Origin of the sequence: Chromobacterium fluminis (genome assembly GCF_011602385.1) — a bacterium.
In the GTDB taxonomy this organism is placed as follows: Bacteria; Pseudomonadota; Gammaproteobacteria; order Burkholderiales; family Chromobacteriaceae; genus Chromobacterium; species Chromobacterium fluminis.
Genome location: NZ_JAAOMA010000052.1, coordinates 1 through 16,699, shown reverse-complemented (window position 1 = coordinate 16,699; position 16,699 = coordinate 1). Strand labels below are relative to the sequence as shown.

The following is a 16,699-nucleotide window of genomic DNA, read 5'->3' as shown; positions in this document are numbered from 1 at the left end:
ATGGGGCACGCCGATAGAAGCCGGGAACTAGCCGGCCTGCTGCAGCTGCTGCACCGCGCGCGCGACGCGGTCAGCGCAGAGCAGCTGGGTTTCATCATCGTCAACGAAAGCCAGCAACTACTGCCATACCGCCAGGCGGCGGTATGGCGCGAGGGTCTGCATCGCCATGTGACGGCGTTGTCCGGTCTGGCGGAGCTGGATCCCACCGCGCCTTACATGCAATGGCTGTCCCGCGTCTTCCGCCATTTGGCGGAGGCTGGCGGGCCGGAAGTCGGACAGGACAGCCGCTTGCTCGAAGCCGGCGATCTGCCGACGGAGCTGGCCGAGGATTGGTCCTCTTGGCTGCCGGCCCACGCGCTGTGGCTGCCTCTGGGCGAGCAGGGCACCTGGCTGCTGGCGCGGGAAATGCCGTGGAGCGATTACGAGCGCAAGTTGGCGGAAGAGTTGGCTCACGGCTACGGCCATGCGTTGCTGCGTTTCGCGCCCAGACGCAACTGGCGGGAGCTGGCGCGGCAATGGCTGAGGCCCGGTCGCAAGCAGAGGAGGTTGCTCATCGCGGCGCTGTTGCTGGCCTGCATGCCGATACGCCTCAGCGTGCTGGCGCGCGGAGAAGTGACGCCGCAAAACCCGGTGCTGCTGCGCGCGCCGCTCAGCGGGGTGATAGACCGCATCCAGGTGCAACCCAATCAGCGCGTCAAAGCCGGCGACCCCTTGTTTGATCTTGACGCCACCTCGCTGGCTGGTCAGTTCGCCATGGCCGCGCGCGAGCGAGACGCCGCGCAAGAAAGCTTTCGGGCCAGCGCCCAGCTGGCGGTCACCGACGACAAGGGCAAGCTGGCCATGGCGCAGGACCGCGCCAAGCTGGAAGAAAAAAGCATAGCCGCCGAATACACCGGCCTGGAACTGCAAAGATTGCACGTCACCGCGCCCAGCGCCGGCGTAGTGGTGTTTTCCGATCGAAACGACTGGCAGGGCAAGGCGGTGACGGTGGGTGAAAAAGTGATGACCCTGGCGGACCCCGCCCACGTGGAACTGGCCGCTTGGCTGCCGGCGGCGGAAGCCATAGACGTGGCCCCCGGCGGCAAGATCACCCTCTATCCCAACGCTTCGCCCACCGAGTCCTACGACGCGGAAATCCTCCGCGTCGCCTACAAGGCGGAAGCGGTGGAGGGTGGCCTGCTCGCCTACCGGCTGCAAGCCCGCTTCGTTGACGGCGACAAGCCGCGCTTGGGGCAGATGGGCACCGCCCGCGTCTACGGCGACTGGGTGCCGCTGATTTATTACGCTTTGCGCCGGCCGCTGACCGCCGCGCGGCAATGGCTGGGGTGGTGAGCATGCCATCTCCCGCCTTACCCGCGCTGCGTCAGGAACTGACGCTGCATCCTGGCCCGGTGCTGGCCGACGGCGCGCCCAGTTGGACCTTGCACGATCCCTGTGCCCACCGCTTCTATCAATTGGGCTGGGCCAGTTTCGAAATCCTGTCGCGTTGGCGGCTGGGCACCGCCGAGGCGGTGCTGCAAGCCGTCAATGCCGAAACCACGCTGCAACTTGGCGCGGAAGACATCGAAGCCGTACTGTTGTTCTTGTCCCGCCACCAACTGCTGCAGGCCGTCAGCGTCGAGCAGAACGGCTGGCTGTGGCAGTTGCGCGAGGCCAACCGACCCAGCCGCGCGATGTGGCTGTTGAAGAACTACCTGTTCTTCCGGGTGCCGCTGTTGAGGCCGGAGGCCCTGCTTAATCGTCTGCTGCCGTGGACCGGCTGGCTATTCCATCCGCGTTTCTGGATGGCGATGGGTGCGGTGCTGCTGCTGGCGTTGGCCTTGGTGTCCCGGCGCTGGGACGAGTTCACCCACACTTTTTCCGCCTATGGCGGGGTCAGCGCCGCCATAGGCATCGGTCTGTCGCTGAGCCTGGCCAAAATCCTGCACGAAATGGGGCACGCGCTGACCGCGCGCCACTTCGGTTGCCGGGTGCCGGCCATGGGCGTGGCGTTTTTGGTGATGATGCCGGTGCTCTACACCGACACCAACGATGCGTGGAAGCTGAACGCGCGCCGTCAGCGGCTGCTGATCGGCGGCGCCGGCATGCTGGCGGAGCTGGTTCTGGCCGCCTGGGCCACCTTGTTGTGGAGCTTCTTGCCGGACGGTCCATTGCGGGCGGGGGTTTTCCTGCTGGCCACCACCACTTGGTTGGCGACGTTGGCGATCAACGCCAGCCCCTTCATGCGCTTTGACGGTTATTTCCTGCTGGCGGATTATCTTGGTCTGCCCAACTTGCATAATCGCGCTTTCGCGCTGGCGCGCTGGCAACTGCGCAAAACCTTGTTGGGTCTGGACGACCCGGTGCCGGAGCACTTCCCGGCCGCGCGCCGACGCGGGCTGATCCTGTTCGCTTGGGCCACCTGGCTGTACCGGCTGGTGTTGTTTCTTTCCATCGCCTTCCTGGTCTACCACTTGTTCTTCAAGGCCTTGGGCATGCTGTTGCTGGCGGTGGAGCTGGGATGGTTCATCGCCCGCCCGGTGGTGGGCGAACTGATGGTGTGGTGGCAGCGCCGAGCCGATCTGCGCTGGGGCCGCGCAACCCGCCGCAGCGCCGCGGCCTTGCTGGTCCTGACGCTGGCGTTGATTCTGCCGTGGCAGCGCGAGGTGGCCAGCCCGGCCGTGCTGGGCGCCTTGCAGTCGCAGGGGCTGTACGCGCCGGCGGCAGGCGAAGTGGCCGAAGTTTTGGTGCGCGACGGTCAACTGGTCAAGACGGGGCAGATCATGGCCAGACTTAGCTCGCCGATGCTGGAGGCGCAACTGGCGCTGGCCGGCGCCCGTGAGCGAGATCTGGCCTGGCAGACCGCGCAGCAACCGTTCGACCTGGAGCTGCAACAGCGTGGTCCCGCCTTGCGCAAGCAATGGCAGGTGGCGCAGGAGCAAGTGACCGCTTTGCGCCAGCAGATGGCCAGGCTTACTCTGGCGGCGCCTTTCGCCGGTCGAGTCGTGGACGTCAGCGATGCGCTGCGCGCCGGCACCGCGCTGGCCGAGGGCGAACATCTGCTGGACGTGGTGGGGCCCGACGGGGTCAAGGGTGAGGCCTTTGTCGAGGAGGCGGCGCTGAACGGACTCAAGCCGGGGCATGTCGCCCGCTTCGTCGCCGACGGTGGAGAGTTTTGGAGCGTGGAATGCAGGCTGGGCCAGATCGACAGGCTGAATCTGCCATTGCTGGACCAGCCCTTGCTAGCCTCCACCTATGGCGGGCCGGTTCCCACCGAGCAACGGGACCGCGGCCTGGTGCCGCTGGCGGCCACCTTCCGCGTACGGCTGGAGCGCTGCGACCGCAGCGGCGCGCCGCTGCGGGAACTGGCCGGCGTAGCGAGGCTGCAAGGCGAGCGTTACAGCTTGCTGGAGCGCGGGTTGCGTCAGTTGCTGGCGGTGTTCCGCCGGGAGGCGGGGTTGTAAGGGCGGGTTTCGCCTGATTTGCAAGACCTTGCGCGCGTTGGCGCGTAGAACGAAACGGGCGCGCCGTCGGCGCGTCCCGCAACAGGTTTTGGAAAGGAGCCGTTCATCATGTCCTCATTCTTGAACACTTCCTCGCTGGCCGAAGGCCTGCATTTGCGCCCGGCGCGACATCTCGACGAGGCCTTCATTGCCGGCCTCTACCGCAGCGCCCGTCCGGATTTGCAGCTGATAGACGGAGAGGAGGAACTGATCCGCACTGTGCAGGAACAGCAATACCAGGTGCTGCAACGCGGCGCCGGCGACAACTATCCGGATGCGATGCACTTCGTCATTGAAAAAACCGGAGCCAGCGTCGGCGTGGTGATGGTGGATTTCGGCCATAACGAAGTGCGCATCATCTTCCTGGCCATGGTGCCGGAAGCGCGCGGCCTGGGTTACGGCAAGGAGGTGCTGATGGGCTTGCAGCAGGCGGCCTGGCAAGTGCGCGCGCCGTTGGCGGTGGTGGTGTGGCACAGCAATGTGCAAGCGCGCCGGCTCTATCACCAATTGGGTTTTGTACTGGAAGAAGCCGGCGACATGGCGGACAAGCTGGTATGGCGACCCGAGCGCCACTCGCCGCAGGGCGAGGCTCGGGTCGGGGTGTAGCGTTGGCGGTCTGACGGGAGTGGTCACTCCCGGCGGGCCGGCTTAGAACCTGTTTACGATCTGCTGCGCGTCGTGAAGCGTTGCACGGTGAGTACGAGCTCAAAATGCTCATGTACCACCTGTACATTCCGCTTTTTCGCTCGTTTTCGCCTTGTCTCGCTTTTGCTCGCGAGACTTTGAACAGGCTCTTACGAACCTGTTTGCGATCTTGATCTCCCGAGGGGGGGCTTGAACAGGCGCTCAGTTGAAAGGCAGCTGGAAGTAGGCCAGCGCCGGGTCGCGTCCGGCGGGAATCACCCGGCCTATCCACACCAAATCCAGGCGGATGGCGTCGCTGTGCTCGGTGGCGGGCAGCTCCAGCTGGCCCACCGCGTCTTCCAGATTGGTGGCGCCTTCGGCGGCCAGCTCCACCACAAAAGGAGTGCGCCGCGCGGTCTGGTGCGGCGATTGAGCCTGCGGCCGCAACTTGACGGCCTGCACTTGCAGCGAAATATCGGGATGTTGCGGGTTGCGGAAGATGCAGTGCTTGCCGAGCAGATGCATGAAATCTTCGGCTTGGACGGTGGCGAGCATGGCGAAGTCCCCTGAAGGCAAAGGCCGCCGCCCCTGCGGCGGAGAGGCGGCCGGAAGCGGCGAGGGCCGCATATTGTGATTATGGACGAACCGGATACAGACCGTTGATGGCGATACAGAAATTCAGAGCCAGGAAGGGGTTGAGCACACTGACCGGAGCGTTGCCGCCGGTCAGGTCGGTATTGCCGGTGGCGGACAAGCCTTGCACCGACACCGGATTGTTCAGCGCCGTGGACCAGATGGTGGCCAAGCCGGTGCCGGCGCCGGAAGCGCCCAAGTAGGGATTGCTGGCGCTGGGCGCGCTGGCCGGGGTGGCAGGCGTCGGCGTGCCAGCGGCGTGGAAGGTCACCGCCATGGAGGTGGCGGTATGGGAGTGAGCCGGCAAGTTGGCCACGCTGAGCGCCACGTTTTGGGTGCCGCCGAACTGACCGGGGTTGTAGGCAGGCAGATTATAGGCGGGTTGGGCGGGACCGGTGCCAATGGCCATGCGGCCGGTCAGATTGGGCAACTTGAAGTTTTGCGACGCGGTGCCGCCATAGAGCGTGCCCAGCAGCGAGTACAAGGCTTCGTACTGCGATACCTGATAGGTCTGGCCCTGGCACAGCGCCCAGTCCTGCGGCGCGTAATTGAAGCCGTAGACCGTAATGGTCCCCATGTATGCGTCCATGTGTTCCTCCTGAGAGTGATCCGCCTGGCAGCTGCCAGATGGGAAAACGGTGTTTAAAGTGAGGCCGGCTGCCGCGCTTCAGACTGCTCGGGGCCAAGCGGGGCGTCGCGGCGACCGGGCGTTTTTGAAAGCGCTTGTCCTAGGTGTAGCCCAGCGGCCTGCTAATGCAATACGCATTTGTACTTGTTATTTTTTTGATATTTATCTGCTATGAGTGCGATTTTTGCGCGCGAAAAATACATATAGCATGATGAGTGGCCGGTAGTTTAGTGAATGTGTTTAATAGATTGCGATGGCGCGGCATCGCTGTCTAAGATGCCGGCATGCCTGTCTTGATCGCACTGCTATGCGGCATCGCCATTTGCGCTGCCTTGCCGGCCTTGCCCACCGCGACGGGGTGCTTGGGCCTGGCGGTGGGCGCCGCGGCGCTGGCGGCCTGTCTGCCGTCGCGGGCACGGCCTTGGGCCACCCTGATTCCCGCCTTTCTGCTGGGGCTGGGCTACGCCGCCTGGCGCGCCGACTACCGTATGGCGCAGCAACTGCCGCCCGACTGGCAGCAGCGTTCCATCGTCTTCATAGGCGAAGTGCGTGGCCTGCCGCAGGCCGGCGAGTATGGGACGCGGCTGATCATGGAGGTGGAGCGCACGCTGACGCCGGGCGTCAACTTGCCGCAAACCGTGCGGCTGACGGATTTTCTTCAACGGGATTGGCCGACGGGCAGCCGCTGGCGGGCGGAGGCGCGCTTCAAGCGCAGCCGCGGCACGGCCAATCCATTCGGTTTCGACGTGGAACAATGGCAGTGGTCGGAAGGCGTGTTGGCCAGCGGTTCGTTGAGACCGGGCGAGCGCCGGCTGGAGGACAGCCGCGCGCCGCTGGCCTGGGTGGATCGCGCGCGCGCCGCCTTGGTGGCGCGCATAGAGCGGGTGTTGGGCGAATCGCGCGAAGCGGCCTTGATCGCCGCGTTGACGGTGGGCGCGCAACAACGCGTGGCGCGAGAGGATTGGGGCTTGTTCGCCGCCACCGGGCTGACGCATCTGGTTTCGATCTCCGGCCTGCACATCACCATGTTGGCGGGTTTGGCGGCGGCGGCGTTGGCCTGGCTGTCGCGAAGACTGCCGGTCTTGGGCTTTCCGCCGCGCTTGCTGATTGCCGGCGGAGCTTTTCTGACGGCGGCGGCCTATGCCTTGCTGGCCGGTTTTTCGGTGCCGACCCAGCGCACGCTGTTCATGCTGGGCGTCGGGCTGGCCTCCCTGTGCCTGCGGCGCGGCTTGTCGCCGTTTCGCATCTGGTGGCTGGCCTTGGCGGTGGTCTTGCTGATCGATCCTTTCTGTGTGCTGGCGCCTGGCGTCTGGCTGTCCTTCGGCCTGGTGGCCGCCTTGATGGCCAGTTCCATCGCCAGACGCCGCGCGCCGGGCAAATGGCGGGCGGCGTTGGCGGGACAGTGGGCGGCGGGCGTATGCACGCTGGCGCCGCTAGCTTGGTGGTTCGGCGGCATTCCGCTGGTGTCGCCGCTGGCCAACGCGTTGGGCATCCCCTATGTGTCGTTGTTGCTGACGCCGCTGGCTTTGGCCGCCGCCTTGTTGCCGCTGGAGTGGCCGCTGCATTTGGCCGCTTGGCTGGTGCGCGGCTTTTATTGGGGGGTGGAGTGGTTCGCGCAAGCGCCGGCCTTGTCTTTGGCCGGAACGCCTCTGCCGCTGTTCTTGCTGGCCTTGCTGGGGTCGGCGTGGCTGATCGCCCCGCGAGGCGTGCCGGGACGAGGGCTGGCGGCTTTGATGTTGCTGCCGATGTTGGCTTACCAGCCCCCGCCGCCGGCACAGGGCGAATTCCGCGCCACCATGCTGGATGTGGGCCAGGGTCTGGCGGTGCTGGTGCAAACCCGGAACCGTTCCTTGTTGTTCGATACCGGCCTTGGCGGGGCGGAGAGAATCTTGTTGCCGCAGTTGCGCGGCTTGGGCGTGAAGAAACTGGATGGCTTGGTGCTGTCGCACCACCATAGCGATCACGACGGCGCCGCCGCCGAGCTGGCTACGGCTTTGCCGGTGGGGCGGGTGCTGGCCGGCCAGCCGGAGTCCTTGCCGGGGCAGGGATTGAGCGGCGAGGGCTGCCGTCCCGGACAAAGCTGGGCATGGGACGGGGTGCGTTTCGATGTGCTGGGCCCGCCGGACGCGGCTCCGACCAATGACGAGAACGCGCGGAGCTGTATTTTGCGAGTGGCCAGCATGCGGTACGCGCTTTTGCTCAGCGGCGATGCGCCGGAGGCGGTGGAACGCATGCTGGCCGATCAGCCTGGCATGCGCCTGCGCAGCACGGTGTTGGCCGCCGGCCATCATGGCAGCCGCACCTCCACAGGTGCCGCCTGGTTGGCGGCGGCGCGGCCGGCAGTGATTTTGATCAGCGCCGGTTATCTGAACCGTTACCGCCATCCGCATCCGTCCGTGCTGAGGCGGGTGGAGGAGGCCGGCGTCGCCGTGCTGCGCACCGATCTGGACGGCGCGCTGACCTTGGCGTTCGGCGACGGGGTGGAGTGGAGCTGCCTGCGCGACAGCCAACGCCGTTATTGGCGCGAGCGCGGCGATTGCGGCGAGCCGCCTTGAGCCTGGCGCCTGGCGGACTCATGGAGGGACGCCGCGGCAGGCATTGCACGGACTCTCAGTCCCCGCTATTGACGTGGGCTACCACGATATTGCCCCGCCCCTGGTAGTGCAGGCCGTCGAAGGACAGCTTGCGCGCGATCAGGATGCCGCGACCGTGGCTGGACATCAGCGAGGCGGGCTCGGCGTTCTGGTAACGCTCCCAATCGAAGCCCGCGCCCATATCGCTGATAGTGAAACGCATCTGCTCCGGTTCGCGGCTGAAATCCACGCAGACCTGGCGCAGTCCCAGCACCGGATCCTGCATGCGGCGAGCCAGCTCGGCCTCCCATTGCCCTTCGGCCATGTAGTGGCTTTTTTCGTCGAAGCTGATGTCCAGGTTGCCGTGCTCGATGGCGTTGACCAGTAGTTCGAACAGACCGGTGGCCACTCGCTCCGGATGGGCGCAGGTTTTGGCCAACAGGGCGGTGACGGTTTGGGCTTCCTTGTGGCTGCGGCAGGTGAAGGTGGCTTTGTTCAGATGACGCAAGGCGTCGACGTGCAGATTGGCCAGCTCCCGGAAATGGGCGTAGCGGTCCCAGTGGCCTATCGCCGCTTCGACAATGGCGAGCAGCATGTCGCGGGAAAACGGTTTGGTCAGGTAGTAGAAGGCGCCGGCGGCCAGCCCTTCCTGCACGCTGGAGGCCGCGCCCATGGCGGTTTGCATGATGACCGGCAAAAACTCAAGCCGCGGTTCGCTTTTGATCCGTTTGAGCACGTCGAAACCGCTGATGCCGGGCATCATCTTGTCCAGCAAAACGGTGGAGAAGGTTTCGCCTTCGCGTTGCAAGATGGCCAGCGCGGTTTCGCCGTCCTCCGCCTGGACCACTTCGTGGCCGGCGTCCTGCAGCAGCTCGGCCATCAGCTCCAGATTGAAGGGTTCGTCGTCAACGAGTAGTAGTTTGTGGGGCATGGTTGGTGTCCTCCGTGGCGCCGGCCGGCCGGGTGCGCGGAATGATGAAGGTGAACAGCGCGCCGTGTGTCGGCAAATTGCTGGCGAAGATGCGCCCATGGTGGGCAGTGATGATTTCGCGGCAAATGGCGAGCCCCAGGCCGGTGCCGCCGGCGCCGGTCTTGGTGCTGCTGCTCTGGATGAATTTGTCGAAAATGCTTTCCAGCTCGGATTCCGGCACGCCGGGGCCGGCGTCCTCCACGGTGACGAGGATGTTCTCGCCGTCGGCGTCCTGGCGCAAACAGGCGTTGACGCCGATTTCACCGCCGTGGGGGCTGAACTTGATGGCGTTGGACAACAGGTTGCGCATCACTTGGCCGATGCGGAAGGGATCGATGTCGGCGCTCAGCTGTTCCGACGAGCAGTTCAGATCAATGCGGATTTCGTTGAGCGCGGCCAGCGGCGTCATTTCGTCGCAGATATCGCGCAGGCATTGGCACAGATTGTTGCGGCTTATGGTGTACTCCATGCGGCCCACTTCCATCTTGGCCAGGTCGAGCAAATCGTTGAGCAGCGTCAGCAGCCGGTTGCCGCTGCTCTGGATGCGGCTGAAGTATTGCGCCATCTTGTCGTCGTTCTGCCCGCGAGAGCGGGCCTGACCCATCTCGGTAAAGCCTAGGATGGCGTGCAGCGGCGTGCGCAGCTCATGGGACATATTGGCCAGGAATTCGGTTTTGGCGCGGCTGTTTTCCTCGGCCAGCACTTTGGCGTGGCGCAGGGTTTCCTCCAGCGCGCGCTGAGCGGAAAAGTCCTGGTACAGCCAGATGGTGCCAAGCTTAGGCACCGATGGGTTGATGGCCTTGCCGTACAGCCGGCACCAGAACAGCTTGCCGGTGCCGGTGCGCAGCCTTTGCTCGGTCTGCACCACCTTGCCGTCGTTGAGCAGGCTGTACAGCGCCTTGCCGGTGCGCTCCCATTGCTCAGGCGATTCAAAGAAGGGCAGGGTGCTGTGGCCGAGGATGACTTCCTCGCGCTGCTCGAACAGATCGAGAAAGGCGCGGTTCACCTGGAGCAGATTGCGGTCCACGATGTAGGCCATCGCCATCGGGCTGGCGTCCAGCAGCGCGGACAACTGGCGGCTTTGCACTTCCACCTGCTCGGCCAGGCTGTTTTTCAGTTCGATCAGCGCCGCTTCCTGCTCCTTGCGGATGGAGATGTCGCGGCACACCACCACGTAGAACCAGTCGTCCGGCAAGGTGACCCGGCTGAGCGATAGCTCCACCGGCAGCATATGCTCGTCGCTGCGGCGCAAGCTGGCCTCGAACGGCCGGCCCTCGTGCTCCTGGGCGATGTGTTCGAAGCTGCGCGCCGGATTGCGGTCGTACAGCTCGTCCAGCAGCTTGCCTATCGGCAGTTGCCGCACCATGTCCGCCGATTGGCCGATCAGCCGCACCGCCGCCGGGTTGATCTGCAAGACCAAGCCCTGGTGGTCGATCAGGATGATGGCGTCGGAACTGGCTTGCAGAATGGCGCGCTGGCGCGCCTCGCTCTGCGCCAGCGCCTGCTCGGACATCACTCTGTCGTTGATCTGCTCGCGCAGCGTGCGCGTGTTCATTTCCAATTGCTGCTGGCTGCGCTTGAGCTGATCCTGCATCCGGCGCCGGGATTGGGCCTGCTGTTGCTGGAACCAGAACATCGCCAGCAAAAAACCGGCCGTGGTGGCCAGGATCGCCCAGTGGGTCAGCCGCATGCCGGGATTGGCCACGCCTTGCGGATAGGCGCCGAACAAGATCTCGTTGCCGCCCAGATTGTGGCGAATGGTGTACAAAGGCGGCGTGGACGGCAGCGGCCGGGTGGGCTGGGAGTCCAGCAGCGGCGCGTCGGGTTGCTCCTGGGTCCAGGCGACGATGCGGACATGGCGCAGCGGGCTGGCGGTGCCGGGTTCGCGCTGGCTGTCCTGGATCAGTTTGTCCTTGCGCAGATTCAGCAGCAGCAGGGTGTTGTCGTCGTTCAGCCGCACGACGATGTCCAGACGGCTGCCGTTGCTGCCGGGCAGCGTGGTCGGCATCAGCACCGGCTGGGTGCTGTGGCGCGCCAGGTCCATCTTGCGGCGGGCGTTGCCTACGCCCCCCAGGTCCAGACCTTGCGGCAAGGCGTTGCTGTCGTCCGGCAGGTAGCCGGACACCGGATAGTACAGCGGGCGGCGCGGGCTGGGCGCCAGATGGCGGTCCTGCAATACGCGTATGCTGTTGGCGATGCGGCTCTCGAACGCCTCGCGCTGTTCCGGGCGCACGTATTCGATGATGCCCAGACCGCCGAACGGCGTATCGTCGCGTATGGTGCTGCGCGCGAGCACGGCCAGCGAACGCGGCTGAGGGCTGTTGGCCAGGCTCTGCGCCAGCACGGCGGAGTGATCCAGCATCGCCTGCATCCGCACCCGCAGCAACTCGGCGCTCAATTCGCCCCAGTAATGCTGGCGATCGATGAGCTCGGCGCGTTCATCGTTGATCATCAGCCAGTATTCGGCGGACAGCAGGCCGACGCTCAGCAGGCCGCTGACCAGCAGCGAGCTCAGGCGATTCAAGGGGAGCCGCCTCCGCGCGAGCCGGCGGACGGCGGGAGAGGGACGCTAGGCCGGCCGTCCATCCCGCGCCAGCTCCTGGTAAAGCGCTTCGAACTCGCGAGACAGTTTGTGGCGCGGGTCCAGGTACACCATGGGAAGCGCCGCATCGTGTGACTCCCGGATTTTCACGGATGAAGACAGCGGAGAGGACAACACCGGCAGGCCTTCTTGCTTGAGCTCCTCCACCAGGCGCACCGGCAAACTGGCCCGCGCCTGGAACTGGTTGACCACGATGCCTTCAATGAACAGCTCGGGATTGTGATCGGCGCGAATTTCCTCGGTGTTCACTCTCAGGTTATAGAGGGCCTGGCGGGAAAAGGCATCGCAGTCGAAGGGAATCAGGCAGCGGTCCGCGGCGATCAAGGCCGAGCGGGTGAAGAAGTTCAAAGCCGGCGGAGTGTCGATCCAGATTTCGTCGAACTGGCCGCTCAAACTGTCCAGCGCCTCCTTGAGCTTGAACATTTTGTAGCGCGCTTCCAGCTTGCCCATCAGTTCGGCAAGGTCCGGGTGCGAGGCCAGTAGGCTGAGCCCGGGCAGCGGCGTGGCGCGGACGAAGTCAGACGGCTCCTTGCTGAACATGGAGATGCTCAGCATTTGCTCGAACAGGCCGGCCAGCGACGGCGCTTCGTCCCTAGCGGCGGATCCCATCAGGTAATGGCTGGCGTTGCCTTGCGGGTCCAGGTCCACCAACAGCACCCGTTTGCCCTGCTTGGCGGCGACGGCGGCCAGGTTGACGGTAATGGTGGATTTGCCCACCCCCCCTTTTTGATTGAAGACCACTCGTCGGATCGCTTGCATGGGTGCTCCAGGCATGGGGCCGGTTGGGCGGCGGGGCCGCTACGCAGAAGACGTCCGCTCGCGTTTGGCGCGCCGCGGGGCCGGGCCGCGAGCGGACAGGGCGAAGCGGGTTTAGAACCCCGGGTCGCCCTTGCATACCAGCAACATTTGTTGATAGCTGGCCGAATTCTGCACCACCGGCATAGGTTTTATCTGAGCGTCATTATAGGTGAAGCTGGCGATCTGGCGGCCGTTCTCATCGAACAACACCATGTCCAGCAGGCGGAAAGTGCGTTGCGAGCAGTCTATCTGCCAAGTATTGATCGACACCTTGTGGCGCGGCGTGGACAGGAAGTTTTCTTTCTTCAGATTGAAGATGGTCTTGCGGTCTCGGAAACTGACCACCTGGCCCTGTTTGCGGACCGACAACTTGTCCAGCTCGTTCAGAATGTTGCCGTTGGGGGAAACCCCCAGATTTTGCCAATCGGCGTTGGCCGGGCTGGCGCCGGATTGAACAGGCTTGCCGACGGTCGACGGGCTGGGTGCTTTGCTGGGGGCGCTGGCGCAGCCGCTGATCACTGCGGCCGCCAACAGGACGGGCCAAATATTACGCATTGATGCCTCCACGAAATCGTCGGTCAGTGTCGCACAGCGGAAGAAAGGCTCCAAGCCTGGCGCGCGGAGCGGTTTGGGCGGCGCCGGACGGAGGCTGTCGGTTGGAAGCCTTCGACAGCATTGCGCCGCAAAAAATCCTCAATGCCATGTAAGTATTTTTTTACAAAAGAACGCCAAAAATAAATGTAAAAAACGGAACTTCGCGAGTGTCCCACAGGTCCATGGTAGTGCGAGAGCATTTTTCCTCTTCGTTTCACATTGTCTCCATCCAACTTTATGGCCGCTGCACTCCAGCGGCCCTTTTTTTGCCCATTGCGCCCGAGACGGGACGCTGCCGGCCACTTGCCGTACAATAGTCCCCTTCTCGCAAGAAGACGGCTTATGCAGGACGCGCTCTCCCTACTCAATAATATCTTCGGCTATCCCGAATTCCGCGGGCAGCAAGGGGAGATTGTCGATCACGTCGCCCAGGGCGGCCACGCGCTGGTGCTGATGCCCACCGGCGGCGGCAAAAGCCTCTGTTTCCAGATCCCCGCGCTGATGCGTCCGGGCGTCGCCATCGTGGTGTCGCCGCTGATCGCGCTGATGCAGGACCAAGTGGCTACCCTGGTGGAACAGGGCGTGGCCGCCGCCTGTCTCAATTCCGCCACCCCGCTGGACGAAGCGCGCGACATTGCGCGCCAGGCGCGCGCCGGATCGCTGGACCTCTTGTACGTGGCGCCGGAACGCTTGCTGACGCCGCGTTTCCAAGAGTTCGTATCGCAGCTGAACATCAGCCTGTTCGCCATCGATGAAGCGCATTGCGTCAGCCACTGGGGCCATGACTTCCGTCCGGAATACCAGCAATTGGGTTTCCTCGCCGAACGTTTCCCGCAAGTGCCGCGCATCGCCCTGACCGCCACCGCCGACGAACAAACCCGCGCCGACATCATTGATTATTTGAAGCTGCAGGACGCGCGCGTCTTTCTATCCAGCTTCGACCGGCCCAATCTGTTCTACCAAGTGGTGGAAAAGCACAACGCCAAGAAGCAGCTGCTCGACTTCATCCGCAACGAATACCCGGGCAGCGCCGGCATCGTCTACTGCCTGTCGCGCAAGCGCGTGGAAGACACCGCGCAATGGTTGTGCGACAACGGCATTCACGCGCTGCCCTACCACGCCGGTCTCAGCCATCAGCAGCGCGAGACGAATCAGCGCGAATTCCTGCGCGACGAAGGCGTGGTCATGGTGGCCACCGTCGCCTTCGGCATGGGCATAGACAAGCCGGACGTGCGCTTCGTCGCCCATATCGACATGCCCAAGAGCCCGGAGAACTTCTATCAGGAATCTGGTCGCGCCGGCCGCGACGGCCTGCCCGCCGCCAGTTGGCTGTGCTACGGACTCAACGACGTGGTGCAACTGCGGCAAATGATAGAGGGCGGGGAAATGGCCGAACTGCAAAAGCAGGTGGAATTAGGCAAGCTTGACGCCATGCTGGCCTTCTGCGAAGCCGCGTCCTGCCGCCGCCAGCACATCCTGGCGCATTTCGGCGAACAGAGTCGCCCTTGCGGCCATTGCGACAACTGTCTGCATCCGCCCATCACCTTCGACGCCACCGTCGCGGTGCAAAAGCTGCTGTCCTGCATTTACCGGGTGGAGCAGCGCTTCTCCGCCGGCCACGTGATCGACGTGCTGCTGGGCCGCGCCAATCAAAGCGTTGGCCATTACGGCCACGATAAGCTGTCCACCTTCGGCATCGGCCGCGATTACAACCAACGCGTCTGGCGCTCCATCGTTCGCCAACTGGTGGCGCGCAAGCTGCTGCATGTCGACATCGCTCGCGGCCAATCGCTGGTGTTGAGCGATGAATGCCGCGGCGTGCTCAAAGGCCAGGAAAAAGTCTATCTGCGGCCGGTGGCCGACGACAAAGCGTCGCGCAGCACAGCCAGCGCCGACCGTTGGCTGCGCACCGAACGCGAAGAGCGGCTGTGGCAGGCGCTGCGCGGCTGGCGCCGACAAATGGCGGACGAACACAATGTGCCGGCCTACGCAGTGTTCTCCGACCGTACCTTGCGAGACCTGGTGGAAAAGCATCCGACTTCCCGTGCCGGCCTGGCCAAGGTCTATGGCTTGGGGGAACTCAAGCTGGCGCGCTACGGCGAGGCGCTGCTCGAATTATTGAGCGCGGCAGCGGCCGAGGCGGGCTGACTCTCCAGCCGTTTTAGTTTCCAGTCCGGCGGAACAAATCCGCTACAATCGATGCGAATAATATTGATTGATCTGGAGCGATAGATGGCAGTAAACCTCAAGCCCGTCAGCGGCGAACATCTCTTCCCCATTCCCGGCGTGGAACTGAGCGTCGCCGCCGCCGGCATCAAGAAAGCCGACCGCAACGACGTGCTGGTCATCCGTCTGGACAAGGGCAACACCGTTGCCGGCGTGTTCACCCAAAACCGCTTTTGCGCCGCGCCGGTGCAAATCTGTAAAAAGCATCTGGACGCCGGCGTGCAAATCCGCGCGCTGGTCGTCAACACCGGCAACGCCAACGCCGGCACCGGCGAACAAGGCCGTAGCGACGCGCTGCAAGTCTGCCGGACGCTGGCCGATGAGCTGGGCTGCCAACCTGAACAGATTCTGCCCTTCTCCACCGGCGTGATTCTGGAGCCGTTGCCGGTAGACAAGATCGCCGTGGCGCTGCCGGGCCGACAAGGCGCGGACTGGGCCGACGCCGCCCGCGCCATCATGACAACGGACACCGCGCCCAAAGCGGTCAGCGCCCGCCTGACGCTGGAGGGCCACCCGGTCAACATCACCGGCATCTCCAAAGGCGCTGGCATGATCCATCCCAATATGGCCACCATGCTGGGCTTCATCGCCACCGACGCCGCGGTAACCCGTCCGGTGCTGCGTCAATTGGTGAAGGAAGTGGCCGATGTTTCCTTTAACTGCATCTCAGTGGACGGCGACACCTCCACCAACGACAGCTTCATCCTGATCTCCACCGGTCAGAGCGGCGGTCCGTTGATCGATTCTCCGCAGCAGGCAGCCTACCAAGCGTTAAAGGCGGAACTGGTTCAAGTCGCCACGGCGTTGGCCCAGGCCATCGTCCGCGACGGAGAGGGCGCCACCAAGTTCATCACCGTCAAGGTCGAGGGCGGTCGCTCGTTCGAAGAATGCAAGGACGTCGCTTACGCCATCGCGCGCTCCCCGCTAGTGAAAACCGCTTTCTTCGCCTCCGATCCCAATCTAGGGCGCCTACTGTGCGCCATCGGCTACGCTGGGGTGCAGGATCTGGATGTCGATCGGCTGGAACTGTATCTGGACGATGTGCTGGTCGCCGTCAACGGCGGACGCAATCCTCTATATAAAGAAGAAGACGGCCAGCGCGTGATGGCCCAGCCGGAAATCCTTGTGCGGGTGAACTTGGGGCGCGGCGCGGCGGGGGCTACGGTCTGGACCTGCGACTTCTCTTATGATTATGTGAAAATCAATGCGGACTACCGCAGCTGAACAAGGCTTTTGAGCCATCTTGGCGTGGGCGCCTACCTGAAAGCCGGCGCCCATTTCAGTAAAAGCCCCGGTTTACGGGGCTTTTTCGCATTTAGTTCGCCCCCTTGGAGCAAGGTTAGGCAGGGGGTACGGAAGAAATCGCTCCTGCCTAATAATGCCCGGTTCTTTACAAATCAAAGGTTTGTAGATTTTGTTTACGGAAATGGCGGTTTTTGTCGCAAAAGGTGTTGACGGGTTAGGGGGCGTGACGTATAGTTCGCCTCCTCAGCAGACAACGCAGCGGCGGAAACGAAGCGCAGCGATCTGCACCGCTCTTTAACAAAACGAATAACCGATAGGTGTAAG

At 63.9% G+C, this 16,699-nt stretch carries 12 protein-coding genes; 6 read left to right on the top strand and 6 right to left on the bottom strand.

Features of this window, described 5'->3' with window-relative positions:
* The 3 genes from HA052_RS23605 to HA052_RS23595 all read left to right on the top strand — a co-directional run bounded on the left by HA052_RS23605 (position 1) and on the right by HA052_RS23595 (position 4,088).
* Complete coding sequence (locus HA052_RS23605; RefSeq protein WP_166453873.1) at positions 1–1,332, top strand: efflux RND transporter periplasmic adaptor subunit; 1,332 nt, start codon at positions 1–3, stop codon at positions 1,330–1,332.
* Positions 1,333–1,334: 2 nt separating this feature from the next.
* Positions 1,335–3,443, top strand: coding sequence for a site-2 protease family protein (locus HA052_RS23600; RefSeq protein WP_240937537.1), 2,109 nt, complete (start codon positions 1,335–1,337; stop codon positions 3,441–3,443).
* A gap of 108 nt (positions 3,444–3,551) precedes the next feature.
* On the top strand, positions 3,552–4,088 hold the full coding sequence (locus HA052_RS23595) for a GNAT family N-acetyltransferase (RefSeq protein WP_166453872.1): 537 nt from the start codon (positions 3,552–3,554) through the stop codon (positions 4,086–4,088).
* A 240-nt stretch (positions 4,089–4,328) separates the two neighbouring features.
* Here HA052_RS23595 and HA052_RS23590 read toward each other — a convergent pair whose 3' ends face one another.
* Together HA052_RS23590 and HA052_RS23585 are read right to left on the bottom strand one after the other, a co-directional pair.
* Positions 4,329–4,661, bottom strand: a complete 333-nt coding sequence (locus HA052_RS23590) for a hypothetical protein (RefSeq protein WP_043642328.1) — start codon at positions 4,659–4,661, stop codon at positions 4,329–4,331.
* Between the two features lie 79 nt (positions 4,662–4,740).
* The gene (locus HA052_RS23585; protein ID WP_019104296.1) at positions 4,741–5,328 is read right to left on the bottom strand and encodes a phage tail protein; all 588 of its coding nucleotides are present in this window, start codon (positions 5,326–5,328) and stop codon (positions 4,741–4,743) included.
* Positions 5,329–5,651: 323 nt separating this feature from the next.
* Here HA052_RS23585 and HA052_RS23580 point away from each other — a divergent pair, with 323 nt between their 5' ends.
* Positions 5,652–7,922, top strand: coding sequence for a DNA internalization-related competence protein ComEC/Rec2 (locus HA052_RS23580; protein WP_166453871.1), 2,271 nt, complete (start codon positions 5,652–5,654; stop codon positions 7,920–7,922).
* 55 nt (positions 7,923–7,977) lie between these two features.
* On the opposite strand, the gene HA052_RS23575 is transcribed toward HA052_RS23580, so the two are convergent.
* The 4 genes from HA052_RS23575 to HA052_RS23560 all read right to left on the bottom strand — a co-directional run bounded on the left by HA052_RS23575 (position 7,978) and on the right by HA052_RS23560 (position 12,865).
* On the bottom strand, positions 7,978–8,871 hold the full coding sequence (locus tag HA052_RS23575) for an ATP-binding response regulator (protein WP_166453870.1): 894 nt from the start codon (positions 8,869–8,871) through the stop codon (positions 7,978–7,980).
* On the bottom strand, positions 8,846–11,434 hold the full coding sequence (locus HA052_RS23570) for a sensor histidine kinase (protein WP_166453869.1): 2,589 nt from the start codon (positions 11,432–11,434) through the stop codon (positions 8,846–8,848). Before HA052_RS23570 ends, HA052_RS23575 begins: the two co-directional genes overlap by 26 nt.
* 45 nt (positions 11,435–11,479) lie before the next feature.
* Entirely contained in the window at positions 11,480–12,271 is a 792-nt protein-coding gene (locus tag HA052_RS23565) for a ParA family protein (RefSeq protein WP_166453868.1), read from the bottom strand.
* Between the two features lie 111 nt (positions 12,272–12,382).
* On the bottom strand, positions 12,383–12,865 hold the full coding sequence (locus tag HA052_RS23560) for a surface-adhesin E family protein (RefSeq protein WP_166453867.1): 483 nt from the start codon (positions 12,863–12,865) through the stop codon (positions 12,383–12,385).
* Between the two features lie 381 nt (positions 12,866–13,246).
* Between HA052_RS23560 and recQ the strand changes: the two genes are divergently transcribed.
* The gene (gene recQ, locus HA052_RS23555; protein ID WP_081549993.1) at positions 13,247–15,052 is read left to right on the top strand and encodes a DNA helicase RecQ; all 1,806 of its coding nucleotides are present in this window, start codon (positions 13,247–13,249) and stop codon (positions 15,050–15,052) included.
* Positions 15,053–15,136: 84 nt separating this feature from the next.
* Entirely contained in the window at positions 15,137–16,354 is a 1,218-nt protein-coding gene (argJ, locus tag HA052_RS23550; protein WP_166453865.1) for a bifunctional glutamate N-acetyltransferase/amino-acid acetyltransferase ArgJ, read from the top strand.
* Positions 16,355–16,699: the final 345 nt, after the last annotated feature.

What these genes read in the sequence shown, in the direction of transcription:
- HA052_RS23600 (WP_240937537.1), top strand. Translation starts at nt 1,335, where the DNA reads ATGCCATCTCCCGCCTTACCCGCGCTGCGTCAGGAACTGACGCTGCAT.
- HA052_RS23580 (WP_166453871.1), top strand. Translation starts at nt 5,652, where the DNA reads ATGCCTGTCTTGATCGCACTGCTATGCGGCATCGCCATTTGCGCTGCC.
- HA052_RS23595 (WP_166453872.1), top strand. Translation starts at nt 3,552, where the DNA reads ATGTCCTCATTCTTGAACACTTCCTCGCTGGCCGAAGGCCTGCATTTG.
- HA052_RS23605 (WP_166453873.1), top strand. Translation starts at nt 1, where the DNA reads ATGGGGCACGCCGATAGAAGCCGGGAACTAGCCGGCCTGCTGCAGCTG.
- HA052_RS23575 (WP_166453870.1), bottom strand. Translation starts at nt 8,871, where the DNA reads ATGCCCCACAAACTACTACTCGTTGACGACGAACCCTTCAATCTGGAG.
- HA052_RS23565 (WP_166453868.1), bottom strand. Translation starts at nt 12,271, where the DNA reads ATGCAAGCGATCCGACGAGTGGTCTTCAATCAAAAAGGGGGGGTGGGC.
- HA052_RS23590 (WP_043642328.1), bottom strand. Translation starts at nt 4,661, where the DNA reads ATGCTCGCCACCGTCCAAGCCGAAGATTTCATGCATCTGCTCGGCAAG.
- HA052_RS23560 (WP_166453867.1), bottom strand. Translation starts at nt 12,865, where the DNA reads ATGCGTAATATTTGGCCCGTCCTGTTGGCGGCCGCAGTGATCAGCGGC.
- HA052_RS23585 (WP_019104296.1), bottom strand. Translation starts at nt 5,328, where the DNA reads ATGGACGCATACATGGGGACCATTACGGTCTACGGCTTCAATTACGCG.
- argJ (WP_166453865.1), top strand. Translation starts at nt 15,137, where the DNA reads ATGGCAGTAAACCTCAAGCCCGTCAGCGGCGAACATCTCTTCCCCATT.
- recQ (WP_081549993.1), top strand. Translation starts at nt 13,247, where the DNA reads ATGCAGGACGCGCTCTCCCTACTCAATAATATCTTCGGCTATCCCGAA.